Origin of the sequence: Bacillus sp. FSL K6-3149, from assembly GCF_038630515.1 — a bacterium.
Lineage (GTDB): Bacteria > Bacillota > Bacilli > Bacillales > Bacillaceae > Bacillus > Bacillus pumilus.
In genome coordinates, this window is record NZ_CP152034.1 from 643,895 (window position 1) to 657,073 (window position 13,179).

Here is a 13,179-nt window from a genome sequence, read left to right on the forward strand (position 1 = left end):
CTTGCACACCCCTATCCTCATCTCTGAAAATCCACACCTGTTTTTGTTTGAAGCAGAGAAAGCAGAACATCGGTCGATCGCGCATGCGGATAATGTTGTTTAATGAACTCAGCTCCTTGCCTCTTTGCCAGCTTCATTTCTTGATCATCCGACAAAATACGAATGGCTTTCTCAGCCAGTTCAACAGGGTTTTCCATATGATAGCTGCCAAGCGACTCGTAATAAGGGTATCTTCTGCCTTCTGTCATTTTCCCGATCAGCACACTCTTTTCAAACAGCATCGCTTCAAGGCCGACGGTTGATGTGAGCGTAATGACCATATCCATATAAGGCAATAGGTCATACAAGTCGATTTCTTTTTTAATCAATCTCACATGATTTCCTGCTCGTTCAATGGACACATACTCATTTAATCGGTTTCGGGCAATTTCCCACGGATGCGGCTTCATGATCAACTGAATGTCTTTCCGTTTTGCAATCGTTTTAAGCACATCACCATAGAAGGCTTCTGAAAACGGCTGCGTTGCCACAAGCACGGTCTTTTTGGCAGGATTAAAGTTCAATTTTCGAAAGACCATTTCCTGTTGAAGCGGCGTTCGATCCTTCACCAAGTCAAACCTCGGATGACCTGTGATCTCCACCTGTTCCGGCTGACAGCCTTTGTGTACATACCAGTCTTTTTCATACTTTCCAAACACCCCGTGACACGTCGTGAAAATCGGCAAAAAGGCTTCGTCTCCCATCAGTGCGCCGTGCTGAAGACAGATACTCGTGAGCTGGCGTTTCACAGTTTGCAGTGCAAGTACGCGGCTGTAAGCATCCTCCGTTGTCCCCACAATAATGGCTGCAATTGGCTCCATCTGAAATAGCACTTCTGTCTGGTCAATCACATCAATAAATTGCACAATGTCCTTCCGAAGCTTTTCTCTAAAAAAGACATTGCCAAAGACGGGGTGCTTTGCGTAAGGTTTAAGGAGAGCATTTGCTTTCTCAATATATTCAGCATGGGCTTCTTTATTAACCTCTCCCGCTAATTCCGGCTTGCTGATGACCGGTAAACCAAAATAGTCTGCCTTCTTCCAGCGAGCAAGCACCACCGTTTGACTCGGATGGAACCGCGTGTAATTTTGTTCAGTAAAACGCAGATGTTCAAAGTGAAGCAAGACCTTTCCATTCGCCGGACGATAAGCAATACGCTTGATCTGCTGCTTATGTTGATCAAAAAATGGCTGAATCTCTTCCGGCAATGGACAATCGGTTGTCAATTCATGGCCGAATGCTTCATCCTCCATACGTTCCCTCACTTCAGGACTGATATATTGATAGAAATTACTGATCAACCCAAGAGGAATTTGTTGATAGGACAAATCCTTCATGAGATTTACATACTCAAAATACACCTGCCAATAATGATGAATATAGTGCGACACTTTAGGTCACCTCCCATGTCTTTGTTTTAATATATGGCGGAGCTCCCAGCAGGTAGACTGCTCAGGAAGTGCTTGAATAAAGGCACTTTTCTCTTCTTCCGCCAATTGATAGTGAATCGACTGTTCTGTGATGTAATTTGTATCTAACACTTCATCATAGGGATAGAACGGATAAAAATGATTTAATCGAAAAAAGAACCGGGCATCCCCTATTCGATAAAAATGCGGACTCTCGTCCCAGTAAGACCCAAATTCAGCATGAATTTTTGTTAAAATAGAAGCACGATGAACGACCGAGCAATGATCTATGGCACAAGGTGCATTCCATTGCACCGTTTGCGCAGGTCGAATCGTTTCCTTTACTGGCTCTTTATTGCTATTTAAATAGATTACTTTCGATGCAGAATAGACAATATCTTCACCTGGTCGAGCATCTAGATAATGTGTGAGCTTTTCTAAACGGTCCGGGGCATAGACATTGTCATCTGTGGCATAGGAAATATACTCGCCCTTTGCTAGTTCTAAAGCTTGATTAATGAGGACGGCGTATCGGGTTTTCGCTGTTCTCTCCTCCAGCGATTTGACACCGCTTTGGATAAAATGAACACGGGGATCTTTGCGAAAGGGCTCAATCGCGTCAAGGGTTTTTTCATTTGAACCATCGTCCATGATAAATAGTTCAAAGTCTGACAGCGTCTGCTGCAAAACCGCTTCAATCGATCTGCCGACGTAAGCCGCCTTGTTGTAGCTCGTCATAATGACAGTTACTTTTGTCAAAGTTTTCACCTCGGTCTCTTTCAAACTATGTTTATCATATGTGTCTCCTCTTAAAGAGACTGTAGAGTGACCTATTTTTTATAAAATTGTATTTTTTTAATGATCTATCTTTGAAAAACGCGAACTTTTTGGTAATATAAGTAATCATTTATGTGTATTAAAGGAGTAAAGAACATTGGAAGCTATGAAGAATGATCACTCCCAACAAGAGGAAGTAAAAGGTTTTTTTCGATTTTTCAAAATTTTTGTCGCAACAAAAACGATTATTCGCTCATATCAACATTCCTATATTCCCATTTGGCTGATGATGCTCCTTGCAAGTATCGCTGGTACAGGCTGGGTCTACGAAGGGTATTTTAGCGAGTATATGGGCAATCATATTCCATTTCCTTTTATTTTGTTACAAGGTGCGGGATATGGTATTCTCGCAGGCAATCTCGGTCTATTTTTCGGTGTACTCATCCTAAAGTGGTTAGGGCGTCTTTTTTTCGGCAGTCAAACGGCATATCGAGATGTACTCAAAGCCTTCACGCTGACGACCTTTTTCCCTTCCGCTTTATTTGCACTCAGTTGGATTTGCACGATTGGAATGCTTGGTCCGTATACGTTTGTCAAAATCTCACCCTATTTAGATCAGCATTTTGAGGTATGGTATTATCTCGATCTTTTGACACTGATTGATGCTTATGCAAAGACGTGGATATTTGGAATGACTGTTTTAGGCATTGTCGCTGTGATGAAGCTGAAATTATGGCAAGCCTTCCTCATCGTGATCACACCGCTTGCGGCATGTTTTCTTATCATTACTCTTTTATTTGGTGTCCAGCGCGCTGTAAATTGGATGATGTAAGGCCTGACAAAGAATGCGAGGGTTTGCCCGCGCCTAAGGAACTGCACCACAGTTCCTTTTTTTCGTTCAATGTACATATTCTCCCCTCCTGTCTCATAGTGTGAAAGAGAGAAAGAATGCTATGGAAACAACAGGTGCTCAAGCGCCTTCTGTTTAGAACACCATGAGGAAAGAGGAGGAACGTTATGAAATTGAAAAATCAATTTGGGCAAGGTTCGGGTTTCGAAGGTCAAGATTTTCGCCAGCAACAATATGGAGCAAATCCGTATCCTGCGCAGCAGATGGGTTATTCAGTCCCTCCCCAAACGCAGGGTCAAATGCAAGGACAAATGCAGCAGGGATTTTCACCAATGCCGTCTACTGGTTCTTCACCAGGGGGGCAGGGCACGCAGAGCGGCGGGCAGCCTTATCAAATTCCTTCTGGACCGATTTATCAGCAGAATGTCACTGGTCAGCTGCCAATCGAGCAGTCCTATATTGAAAATATTTTACGATTGAACCGCGGCAAGGTAGCCACGATTTATATGACGTTTGAGGCAAGTAAGGAATGGAACTCGAAGATTTTCAGAGGCGTCATTGAAGCTGCAGGACGTGACCACATTATCATTAGTGACAACAAGACAGGAACACGATACTTACTATTAACGATCTATCTTGATTACATTACGTTTGATGGGGAAATTCAATACGACTATCCATACTCCATGTCCACGTATTCTCCGAGGTAGATAACGCACATATCGCAAAAGCAAGGAGCAGGCGCCCTTGCTTTTTTCTTTTGATTAGGTTTTTGTCACACCTCTAGGGCGCTCGTCATAAGATGCCTAGTAGTTTTTATCAAACGCCTAGAGGTGACATCAATGACTGTTGAGCTGGATTATACATCACCAAATGTTAAATATTCATACGATCTGAATCAAAGCCCCCTTGTGAAATACGATCAGCATAACCTGATTAACGTTTTAGGAAAAAAACAATTAAATTCGTTGGATCAAGTATCTCTGCTGGATATATATTTGAGTAAAAGCAAAGTCGTAGAGCCTCATTATCATCAAAATGCCGCAGAGCTTGTTTATTGTATAGCCGGTTCTGCTGCCGTCTCGATGCTGAATCCTTTTACAAAAAAACTGCACACCTATACCATCGCCCCAGGACAGGTGGCAAACGTACCTCAAGGCTGGTGGCACTACGAAGTTGCCCTTCAAGACAGAACTCATTTGTTAGCCATTTTTAACGCATCTACGCCAGAAGTGATCCTAGGCTCAGACCTTCTCACCCTCACCCCTGCTCACATCATGGCACATACGTATTGTATGAACGAAACACAGTGGAAACAGGCGACTCAGCCTGTGAAGCCAAGTGCGTTTATCGGACCATTTTGCCACAGAGAAGAGGAAGCACAAACGAACCCTGTCCCTCCGTCTCACTACATCCCTTATTATCAAGCACCGCCAAACTACGCCCCTTACTGGAATTAAGAAAAAAACCGATGCCCCTCTCAGAGCATCGGTTTTTTAGCTTATAAATTTTTTGCTGCTGCAATGACAAGCATGATCCAAGAAGCAATAAACGCCACTCCGCCAATTGGGGTAATGGCACCTAGAATCTTCACCTGAGTCAATGCTAGGACATAAAGGCTTCCTGAGAAGAAAAGGATACCTGCAAGCATCACCCAGCCAGCGGTTGGGACTAGAGAAACACCTGACAGCTTATCTGCAAGAAAGGCGACAATAAATAGTCCAATCGCATGGAACATCTGATATTGAACCCCTTTGTTCCAAATCTCTATATACTTTTCCGGGATTTTCCCTTCAAGACCGTGCGCGCCGAAGGCTCCGAGTCCAACAGCTAGCATCGCATTAATCGCACCTAAAATGAAAAATAGTTTCATTCGTCATTCTCCTTATCTCGTCAATTATATTTATCATAGCGCGGGTGACAGACGATATTCAACTTTCCCTTTACGTTGACACGAGATTGTCGGATTTCTTTTTCTTTCGTAACAGAACTTGATCGACCGCGATCGCAATGAGTGTACCTAGAACAAGTCCATTGCTTAATAATGAAATGAGCACAGGATGCATGCCTTTCAAGGCTTCCTGCGGTACAAACATCGCCCCTACACCTGCTAAAACGGCAATCCCTAGGACAAAGCGAATCCGCGGAATTTCTTCTTTCTCATACTGATCAAACTCAGACATCGCAATTCCAATCATCGAGGAGAACACCACAAAGTTTACAGCAAGCCCCACAGGTGATGGCAATGCGGAGAAAAAGCTCATGAGCAGCGGGAATAAACTAATGAGTACAATGAGCAGACTTCCTATGAAAAATGGCTTTCTCGATGGAATTTTCGTTGTCTGGATAAATCCTGCTGCCCCGGAAATAGGTACAGGCGCAATCGCTCCGATCAATCCGCTCAGTAAGTGACCAAATGCTGCGACAAAACCAGCCGGACGAGCTCTCTTCCGCTCACGCAGTTCACCAAATGCCTTCACTGAACTTTCCACAATTCGAATACTTGCCAGCATGTTCACAATGAGTAATATCGTAATGAAAAAGGACGTGACAAGCAATCCACTGTCAAAGACTGGCATGCCGAATGGGAAAAGCTTCGGAAACTCGATGATTTTTTCTGGAATTCGAACCGGCTTTGCCAACCCGAGTAGAGCGAATAACAACCAGCCTCCTGCAAGGGCAAACAACACAGAAAACTGTCTTAAGTAATGCCATTTTGAGCGGCTGATCATGAAGGTCAGGATAATAATGAAGATTGATAAGCAAAAGACAAGCCCATCCACCTGATTTCCCCGATAGCCGATGCCCATCAGCCCTTTCATGATCGGCTGACTTAACTGGACAACTAATAATAGCAAGTAAATGCCTGTGACGACTGGCGTAAATAAAGACGCGAGCCAATTAATGATTTTAAATAAACTAAAAATAAAAAAGAAAGCGGCACTAAAAATTAAAGCCCCTTGTAGTGCTTGCAGAGTTTCAGGATACGTCGCAAAGATGGTTCCTGTCATACCTGCATAAAGGGTATACACACCCCACCAAAGCCCCGCTGGACTTTCATTGATCGGCAGCATATGGCCGCATAAACATTGCACCATCGCCACAAGACCAAGTGAAAAGAAAGTACTTTGAATCAGCTCCGCTGACTGCACTTGGTTCAATTCAAATGCTTGTGCAATCGCAATTGGTACAGCAATAGAAGCTGCGATAAAAAATGCCATCCACTGAATGGCGCCCAAAAATAGTTTCAAACCGATCACCTTCCCTTTGTCGTGACAAGACCATTAAAAATCAAAGATAGAGTCGCCGTTCCCATCCTTCTCTTTTTGCCCCTCTTCTTGATGCTGAAATTTCTTCGCACCACTCGCACCCATCAGTTTCTCAAGCATGGCTTGATCTGAGGATACGGGCGGCGCGGGCGGTGTCTGTATCGAAGAAGGTGGCGAGATAACCGGCGTTTGCGGCATTTGCACCTGTGATGGTGCATCGAGAATGACATCACATAGTGAAGAAATCGCCGCCACTTGGCGTTTCACCTCTTCATCATTTTCACTTTGTTTCGCCTTTTGAACCGCTTCCTCCATTTTTTGAAGCAGGCTTGATATATGAATATTCAAGGGTAGACCCTCCAATCTAAAAAAGTCTCTTTTCAACATTATTTTACCAAATGAACAAACGAAATGGGTTCATTTTTTCAAAGCAGTCTGCTCCCGCCTCTCTTATTTGACCCGACATAGCCCTTCACACATAATAAAGGAAACAACATCGTTTATGAAAGGATTGAATAATGGACAAACTCACTACTCTTTTTCAGAAACAAAAAGTCTTTCAAAAGCCGCCGGTGGAAGAACGCATCCGTCTTCTTAAAGACTTAAAAGCAGCCATCAAACAGCATGAGAAGGATATTTTACAAGCCTTGGCCCATGATTTACATAAATCCGAACAGGAGGCCTACACAACAGAGATCGGGATGGTGTATGAGGAAATCAATCATACCATCAAGCACCTCCACAAATGGGCAAAGCCAACACGCGTGCGAACGCCTCTCACTCATATCGGGTCGAAAAGCATGATTATGAAGGAACCTTATGGCAGTGTGCTCATCATTGCCCCTTGGAACTATCCTTTCCAATTGGCCCTTTCTCCATTAGTTGGTGCCATTGCTGCGGGTAATGCCGTTATTTTAAAACCGTCTGAGCTGACGCCGCAAGTTTCAGAAGTAATCAGTGCAATGGTCGAACCTGTATTTCAAGAAGACCATGCAGCTGTCGTAGAAGGCGGTGTAGATGTGAGTACTGAGCTGTTGAAATTGCCCTTTGATTATATCTTCTTTACAGGAAGTGTGGCAGTTGGCAAAGTCGTCATGGAAGCCGCCGCAAAGCATTTGACCCCTGTCACACTTGAGCTTGGCGGAAAAAGCCCTTGCATCGTCACGCCTGATGCAGATATCAAATTAGCGGCAAAGCGAATCACGTTCGGCAAATTTACCAATGCTGGCCAAACGTGTATTGCACCAGACTATTTGCTTGTTCATGAATCCATTAAAGACGATCTTTTGCGGGAAATGACAGCCTGTATCCGTGACTTTTATGGCGAACAACCGGAAACACATCCGCACTTTGGGAAAAATGTCAGCCAGCGTCATTTTGACAGGCTCTCACAATTTCTCTCAAATGGAACGATCGTTACAGGTGGACAGCGCAACGAAGACGAGCTCAAAATTGCACCAACCATATTAGACCACATCACATGGGAAGATCCTGTCATGCAGGAGGAAATTTTCGGACCGATTCTGCCTGTCATGACCTTCGATTCTCTGCACGAGGCAGCTCATATGATCAAAACAAGACCGAAGCCGCTTGCGCTTTACTTATTTACAACAAGTAAAGAAACAGAAGCCTATATTCTAGACCATCTCTCATTTGGCGGAGGATGTATCAATGACACGCTCATGCATGTCGCTACTCCTTACCTGCCATTCGGAGGCGTGGGTGAAAGCGGCATGGGACGATATCACGGGAAAGAAAGCTTCTTTACGTTTACGCATGAAAAAAGCGTCCTGCGCCAAACCAATCGCTTCGATTTTTCCTTCCGTTATCCAAATGCGAAAAACGGACTCGACTTGGTTCGTAAATTTTTAAAATAAACAGGACGAAGGGTCTCTCCCCTCGTCCTCTTTTTACTCAATATCTTGGATACACCAGTTGATTTCTTCAATCCCCATTTGCTTTAAATACGCGTTTACCTTTGAAAACGGACGACTGCCAAAAAAGCCGTTTCTTGCAGAAAAAGGACTTGGATGAGGTGACTCAATGATGTAATGCTTGTTTTGATCAATGCGTTCTTTCTTATTTTGAGCATGTCTTCCCCACAGCACAAAAACGACGGGCTGATCACGTTCATTCAGCACATCAATCACGCGGTCTGTCACACGTTCCCAGCCCTTGCCTTTATGCGAGTTCGCCTCGCCCTTTCTCACGGTTAGCACAGTGTTTAAGAGCAGCACACCTTGCTCTGCCCAGCTCACAAGTGAGCCGTGATTTGGAACAGGACAGCCAAGATCATCCTTTAGCTCCTGAAAAATATTTCTCAATGATGGCGGATGCTTCACACCAGGCTGAACAGAAAAGCTTAATCCATGTGCCTGACCTGGACCATGATAAGGGTCTTGTCCCAAAATCACCACTTTGACCTCTTCATATGACGTCAAATGAAGGGCACGATAAACGTCATCTGGTTTCGGAAAAACGGTCTGCGTGCGATATTCTTCCTTCATCCATTCACGTAATTCTTGATAATATGGCTGTTCAAATTCACTTTTCATCACAGCCCACCAGCTATCATTTAAAAATGGCTTCATTGGGGTTCTCCTCCTTGTGTCTGCTGCGTTAGTCTGGAGATCATCGGTTTTCCATCCCACACAATCTCACTCTCTGATTCTCGTTTTTTCATTGCTGGTTCTTCTAATAAGACAGCAAAGTTCGCTGTCGGAAGGTCACCCAGCCCATGCTTTTCACTTAGATCATCTAAGTAGTTCTTCCTTGTCTCACCAAGATCACTAGACTGATTCCCTCCGCCGTCAAAAAACGCATAGATCACGCTGGCAGCTGGCACTCGTTTGATCCGGGCATGCTGTGATACACGCAAAAAGAAGTCCCAGTCCCAATAATGATGCATCGCTGGATCAAAATAGCCAATCTCATCGTGTATACAGCGTTTATACATACTGCCGGAAGGAACATATGTAGAAAAGACACGCATATCCTCAATAGCAGCTGTATACGCAAACAAACGTCTTGACACCGGGAAGCGGGTCGCGCCTTTTTCTTCAAATGACACAATTTCTGCATCAGAAAAGACAAAATCGGCGTCCTCCAGCGCCTTACTCATACGTTCAATATGACAAGGTGTAAAGTAATCATCGTCGTCACTCAGCATGATCACATCGCCAGTCAGCTCCCGCACCCCCACGTTTCTAGCATTCACATGCTGGACGTTCTCATCTAAATGGATCAAGCGGATCGGAAGTTCGGGGTAGAGTTCCTGAATGATCTCGACGCGCTCTCCTGCATCATTCACAACCACAATTTCAAAAGGCTGTACGGTTTGTCTCGTAATAGATTCAAGCAGCTCACACAGTGCGCTGAGCCGGTTATGTGTCACAATTAATAAGGAAATCTTCATATTCAGCTAACTCCTTTAATAGATTCGTCTTTTTCCATTAAAACATAAAATGACGTTCTTCTCATGATATAAAAGGCGGTTTGATGTGACGGGAAAATGGGAATTTTCGATGGAAAGGAGTGATCACGATGGAATATTTCATAGTAGAAAATAGCAAAGAAGCGAAGCAGACCATTGAACAAATACGCTCAGCAAAGGATGATATTTTTGTTTTTGCATACGATCCAGAACGCTCTGATACCGTCACAGAGCATACGAATGCCAAAAGCATGACAGCGGTCGATCAAGGGATTTTAGATCAAATTGCCAATGTCATCCGCACTCGGGATGACGAGCTCATGGCCAAAATGATGTCAGTTGGCGCCGATCAGGAATTGGCTTTAACTCTTTTAGACGAACTGAAAAAGGGGAAATTAGTGATTTTTAAAAGGTAAGGGGTAAGGCGTTCTTCCTAGGGTAGAACGCTTTTTTATGTCGTTTCATTGTGATAAATGGAAAAGCTGATTATAATAAGGATAGAACAGTAACTGTTACACATCACATTGGAGGTTCAGCAACTATGTCTATGAATAAAGCACTCACCATCGCAGGCTCGGATTCAAGCGGCGGTGCAGGTATCCAAGCAGATTTAAAAACGTTTCAAGAAAAAAACGTCTACGGGATGACAGCTTTAACCGTTGTCGTTGCAATGGACCCTCATAACCATTGGGATCATCAGGTGTTTCCAATTGATACGGCGACGATTCGTGCGCAGCTCTCTACCATTGTAGAAGGTATTGGGGTAGATGCGCTGAAAACGGGTATGCTCCCAACAGTCGACGTGATCGAACTTGCGGCTGACACCATCAAAACATACGACCTAAAAAATGTCGTCATTGATCCTGTTATGGTTTGTAAGGGTGCGAACGAAGTCCTTTATCCAGAGCACGCGGAAGCACTGCGCGAAAAGCTTACGCCACTGGCAACAGTCATCACGCCTAACCTTTTCGAAGCAGGTCAATTAAGCGGAATCGGCGAGATCAAAACGATCGAACAAATGGAAGAAGCAGCAAAACGCATTCACGAACTTGGTGCCAAGTATGTGGTCATCACTGGAGGCGGTAAGCTAAGCCCAGATAAAGCGATCGATTTGCTTTATGATGGACAAACCTTCGAACGACTTGAAACAGAGAAGATCGACACAGAATACACACACGGTGCAGGCTGCACATTCTCAGCAGCAGTCACAGCTGAACTGGCAAACGGCTCAGACGTGAAAGAAGCCATTTATGCAGCAAAAGAATTCATCACAGCTGCCATCAAAGGCTCTTTCCAGCTAAATGAATACATCGGACCAACAAAGCATTCTGCTCATCGTTTTGACAAATAAAACAGAAAAAACCCGATTCGCCTTGTTAGAAGGTGAATCGGGTTTTGTTTATCGAAAGCTGCGTCTCTGTGCAAACAGCCAATCTGTTAAGCCTGGTGTCTCATAAGCAGGCGTCCATGATGCATGGTCATATCCATACTTGCTTGCGTACTCCGTATAAAGCGGCTGGCCACCAGCTTTTTGAATAGCTTGAATTGTATTTCTCGCATAGCTGATAGGGATAATGGAATCATCTTCTGCATGAAATGCCCATATCGGCTTGTGCGCTAAAATTCCTGCCTTGCTTGGATCTGCACCCCCCGCAATAGGAATCATCGCTGCAAACAAACGAGGATATGTGATGTTCAACTGGTACGTCCCAAATCCACCTTGTGATAAACCCGTCGCATAAATTCTTTTCTGATCAATCTGATAAGAAGTTAACACATGCTGAAGGACATCATAAGCTTTGTGTAAATCTGGTGAAAATTGAAACACGTTTGTCAGATCGATTTCATTTTGCAAATTTCTTGTTAATGCAAATCCTCCATCGACAGCATTTCGCGCCTGAGGTGCTAGTACGTACGAAGGATGTTTCTTTTGGAGTTCAGGGGAAGCCCATAAAACTGCACCATCATTCGCAAGTAACTGCTTTTGATTGTCTGTTCCCCTCTCCCCGCCTCCATGTAAGAACAGGACTAGAGGATAGGCTTTACCCCTCTTACGGTTTTTTGGAATATACAGCCGATAAGGCATTCCTTGGTATTCGAAAGATAAAAAAGATGATGCAATGTCCTCTCGTGTGACAAAGCGATAATTGTACGTAGACGTGGAAAGGCGGTGGTTTCTCTTGTAAGCGCTTACTTTTAAAGTCGTATCAGTTTCTATATGAATGGGCTTTTTGTATAACTGACTTTGGGTTGTCGGCTGGCTGCCATCTGTTGTGTAATAAAGAGAAGCTTTTTGAACGTGAGAATGCAGAGCTACCTCTTGTGAACGATAATATTGACCAGATGGGACTGAAGCAGTTGATGCAAAATACGACGTATGATTTCGGGCAGAAGAAACGGAAGGAAAAAGAAAACTCATAGAAAATAGGACAATGATAAAGGTGATCAGGCATTTCTTGGTTGTATGGTTCATATCGTTCCTCCTGTACATGCTCAGATGAATTTTTATTTATTATTTATCATGACAATAGAAATGTCAACGCTTTCATTTTAATTTCTGAATCATCTGACCGAAATAAAAGAGTGCACTCGCACGCAAGTACACTCTTTTATCCATAAATGAATACCTACTTTTGCTGATCAGATTCTTTCGCCATTTTTCGAATAAAGGCTTCAATGGATTCAACAAATAAGGCATATTCTTTCATTTGTTTATACGTATCTGACAGCTTCTCTTTTAATTCTTCCTGCTCTAGAGAAGGTTCACCGAGAATAGATTGGACTTGAATGAGCAATTCTTTATATTCTTCACGTTTATCTTCAACATGATCTGCCATTGTCTCCAAGCGTTTTCTAGTCGTCGGCTGCTGTTTTGAATTCAAATAAACAACCCCTTTTTTGTCCTACCGCATTTGGATAAACGTCAGCCTCAGCTGTATATATTTTAAAATGATACCATAATGCCACTTGATATCCTATATGTAAAACGTCATCAAACCGCTTCCAGCCAACCTTGTATATACACGTTATAGGCTATAAGATACAGGTTGATTTAACTAGAAAAAGCAGATCAATGATCAGCTCAGATTGTAGAGACACCCATGTTTTTCTACAATCAACTATAAGAAAAAGTATAATTAACTCCACAGTTTTAACAACGTTAAGAAAGGTTTAATGGTCTTAGAGAATCGAACGCAACCATTTTTTAGAATTAGGTATTCTCCTAGTGATATGCTCCCATCCTAAGGAGAAATATGATGTAAGAATGGATTAAGCAGTAAAGCTTTATAAAGAGTGAGATCACACTGTAAATCAAATTTGTGAAATCACAATGTCTAGGGCATCATTGTATAGAAAGCTATCGGAAAGGAACAGTTGATGAGTTATACTAAAAAATCAGAA

The 13,179-nt window shown here is 43.3% G+C and carries 15 protein-coding genes and 1 pseudogene; 7 read left to right on the plus strand and 9 right to left on the minus strand.

Going from position 1 to position 13,179, the window contains the following annotated elements; genetic code table 11:
- Window positions 1-17: 17 nt before the first annotated feature.
- Both MHB83_RS03360 and MHB83_RS03365 read right to left on the minus strand, forming a co-directional pair.
- On the minus strand, window positions 18-1,430 hold the full coding sequence (locus MHB83_RS03360) for a spore coat protein (protein ID WP_003214910.1): 1,413 nt from the start codon (window positions 1,428-1,430) through the stop codon (window positions 18-20).
- A 6-nt stretch (window positions 1,431-1,436) separates the two neighbouring features.
- Window positions 1,437-2,207, minus strand: a complete 771-nt coding sequence (locus tag MHB83_RS03365; RefSeq protein WP_050944711.1) for a glycosyltransferase family 2 protein — start codon at window positions 2,205-2,207, stop codon at window positions 1,437-1,439.
- Between the two features lie 184 nt (window positions 2,208-2,391).
- Between MHB83_RS03365 and MHB83_RS03370 the strand changes: the two genes are divergently transcribed.
- From MHB83_RS03370 to MHB83_RS03380, 3 genes are all read left to right on the plus strand, one after another.
- Window positions 2,392-3,057: a YIP1 family protein gene (locus tag MHB83_RS03370; RefSeq protein WP_223251281.1), complete on the plus strand. Its 666-nt coding sequence runs from the start codon at window positions 2,392-2,394 to the stop codon at window positions 3,055-3,057.
- 185 nt (window positions 3,058-3,242) lie between these two features.
- A complete protein-coding gene (gene gerQ, locus MHB83_RS03375; protein ID WP_003215192.1) occupies window positions 3,243-3,785 on the plus strand; it encodes a spore coat protein GerQ in 543 nt (180 codons plus the stop codon).
- Between the two features lie 132 nt (window positions 3,786-3,917).
- Window positions 3,918-4,535 (plus strand): cupin domain-containing protein, encoded by a 618-nt coding sequence (locus MHB83_RS03380; protein ID WP_137054230.1) that lies wholly within the window; start codon window positions 3,918-3,920, stop codon window positions 4,533-4,535.
- A gap of 41 nt (window positions 4,536-4,576) precedes the next feature.
- On the opposite strand, the gene MHB83_RS03385 is transcribed toward MHB83_RS03380, so the two are convergent.
- The 3 genes from MHB83_RS03385 to MHB83_RS03395 form a co-directional block, all read right to left on the minus strand.
- The gene (locus MHB83_RS03385; RefSeq protein ID WP_003215282.1) at window positions 4,577-4,948 is read right to left on the minus strand and encodes a DUF423 domain-containing protein; all 372 of its coding nucleotides are present in this window, start codon (window positions 4,946-4,948) and stop codon (window positions 4,577-4,579) included.
- A gap of 70 nt (window positions 4,949-5,018) precedes the next feature.
- Complete coding sequence (locus MHB83_RS03390) at window positions 5,019-6,326, minus strand: purine/pyrimidine permease (RefSeq protein WP_003214905.1); 1,308 nt, start codon at window positions 6,324-6,326, stop codon at window positions 5,019-5,021.
- Window positions 6,327-6,359: 33 nt separating this feature from the next.
- Window positions 6,360-6,692, minus strand: coding sequence for a YwdI family protein (locus MHB83_RS03395; RefSeq protein WP_137054229.1), 333 nt, complete (start codon window positions 6,690-6,692; stop codon window positions 6,360-6,362).
- A 170-nt stretch (window positions 6,693-6,862) separates the two neighbouring features.
- On the opposite strand from MHB83_RS03395, the gene MHB83_RS03400 reads away from it, so the two are divergent.
- The gene (locus tag MHB83_RS03400) at window positions 6,863-8,221 is read left to right on the plus strand and encodes an aldehyde dehydrogenase (RefSeq protein WP_226804380.1); all 1,359 of its coding nucleotides are present in this window, start codon (window positions 6,863-6,865) and stop codon (window positions 8,219-8,221) included.
- 33 nt (window positions 8,222-8,254) lie between these two features.
- Here MHB83_RS03400 and MHB83_RS03405 read toward each other — a convergent pair whose 3' ends face one another.
- Complete coding sequence (locus MHB83_RS03405; protein WP_050944499.1) at window positions 8,255-8,935, minus strand: uracil-DNA glycosylase; 681 nt, start codon at window positions 8,933-8,935, stop codon at window positions 8,255-8,257.
- Window positions 8,932-9,759, minus strand: a complete 828-nt coding sequence (locus MHB83_RS03410; protein WP_003214726.1) for a glycosyltransferase family 2 protein — start codon at window positions 9,757-9,759, stop codon at window positions 8,932-8,934. Before MHB83_RS03410 ends, MHB83_RS03405 begins: the two co-directional genes overlap by 4 nt.
- A 128-nt stretch (window positions 9,760-9,887) precedes the next feature.
- On the opposite strand from MHB83_RS03410, the gene MHB83_RS03415 reads away from it, so the two are divergent.
- Window positions 9,888-10,193: a general stress protein gene (locus MHB83_RS03415; RefSeq protein WP_342496635.1), complete on the plus strand. Its 306-nt coding sequence runs from the start codon at window positions 9,888-9,890 to the stop codon at window positions 10,191-10,193.
- A 125-nt stretch (window positions 10,194-10,318) separates the two neighbouring features.
- Window positions 10,319-11,128 (plus strand): bifunctional hydroxymethylpyrimidine kinase/phosphomethylpyrimidine kinase, encoded by an 810-nt coding sequence (locus MHB83_RS03420; protein ID WP_044140232.1) that lies wholly within the window; start codon window positions 10,319-10,321, stop codon window positions 11,126-11,128.
- 48 nt (window positions 11,129-11,176) lie between these two features.
- On the opposite strand, the gene MHB83_RS03425 is transcribed toward MHB83_RS03420, so the two are convergent.
- Window positions 11,177-12,250: a chitobiase/beta-hexosaminidase C-terminal domain-containing protein gene (locus MHB83_RS03425; RefSeq protein ID WP_342496636.1), complete on the minus strand. Its 1,074-nt coding sequence runs from the start codon at window positions 12,248-12,250 to the stop codon at window positions 11,177-11,179.
- Window positions 12,251-12,404: 154 nt separating this feature from the next.
- Complete coding sequence (locus tag MHB83_RS03430; protein WP_008359596.1) at window positions 12,405-12,659, minus strand: hypothetical protein; 255 nt, start codon at window positions 12,657-12,659, stop codon at window positions 12,405-12,407.
- Window positions 12,660-13,042: 383 nt separating this feature from the next.
- Here MHB83_RS03430 and MHB83_RS03435 point away from each other — a divergent pair.
- Window positions 13,043-13,156, plus strand: a pseudogene (locus MHB83_RS03435) (helix-turn-helix domain-containing protein); the annotation flags it as partial.
- Between the last annotated feature and the right edge of the window lie 23 nt (window positions 13,157-13,179).

What these genes read in the sequence shown, in the direction of transcription:
- MHB83_RS03370 (WP_223251281.1), top strand. Translation starts at nt 2,392, where the DNA reads ATGAAGAATGATCACTCCCAACAAGAGGAAGTAAAAGGTTTTTTTCGA.
- gerQ (WP_003215192.1), top strand. Translation starts at nt 3,243, where the DNA reads ATGAAATTGAAAAATCAATTTGGGCAAGGTTCGGGTTTCGAAGGTCAA.
- MHB83_RS03380 (WP_137054230.1), top strand. Translation starts at nt 3,918, where the DNA reads ATGACTGTTGAGCTGGATTATACATCACCAAATGTTAAATATTCATAC.
- MHB83_RS03385 (WP_003215282.1), bottom strand. Translation starts at nt 4,948, where the DNA reads ATGAAACTATTTTTCATTTTAGGTGCGATTAATGCGATGCTAGCTGTT.
- MHB83_RS03400 (WP_226804380.1), top strand. Translation starts at nt 6,863, where the DNA reads ATGGACAAACTCACTACTCTTTTTCAGAAACAAAAAGTCTTTCAAAAG.
- MHB83_RS03405 (WP_050944499.1), bottom strand. Translation starts at nt 8,935, where the DNA reads ATGAAGCCATTTTTAAATGATAGCTGGTGGGCTGTGATGAAAAGTGAA.
- MHB83_RS03410 (WP_003214726.1), bottom strand. Translation starts at nt 9,759, where the DNA reads ATGAAGATTTCCTTATTAATTGTGACACATAACCGGCTCAGCGCACTG.
- MHB83_RS03415 (WP_342496635.1), top strand. Translation starts at nt 9,888, where the DNA reads ATGGAATATTTCATAGTAGAAAATAGCAAAGAAGCGAAGCAGACCATT.
- MHB83_RS03420 (WP_044140232.1), top strand. Translation starts at nt 10,319, where the DNA reads ATGTCTATGAATAAAGCACTCACCATCGCAGGCTCGGATTCAAGCGGC.
- MHB83_RS03425 (WP_342496636.1), bottom strand. Translation starts at nt 12,250, where the DNA reads ATGAACCATACAACCAAGAAATGCCTGATCACCTTTATCATTGTCCTA.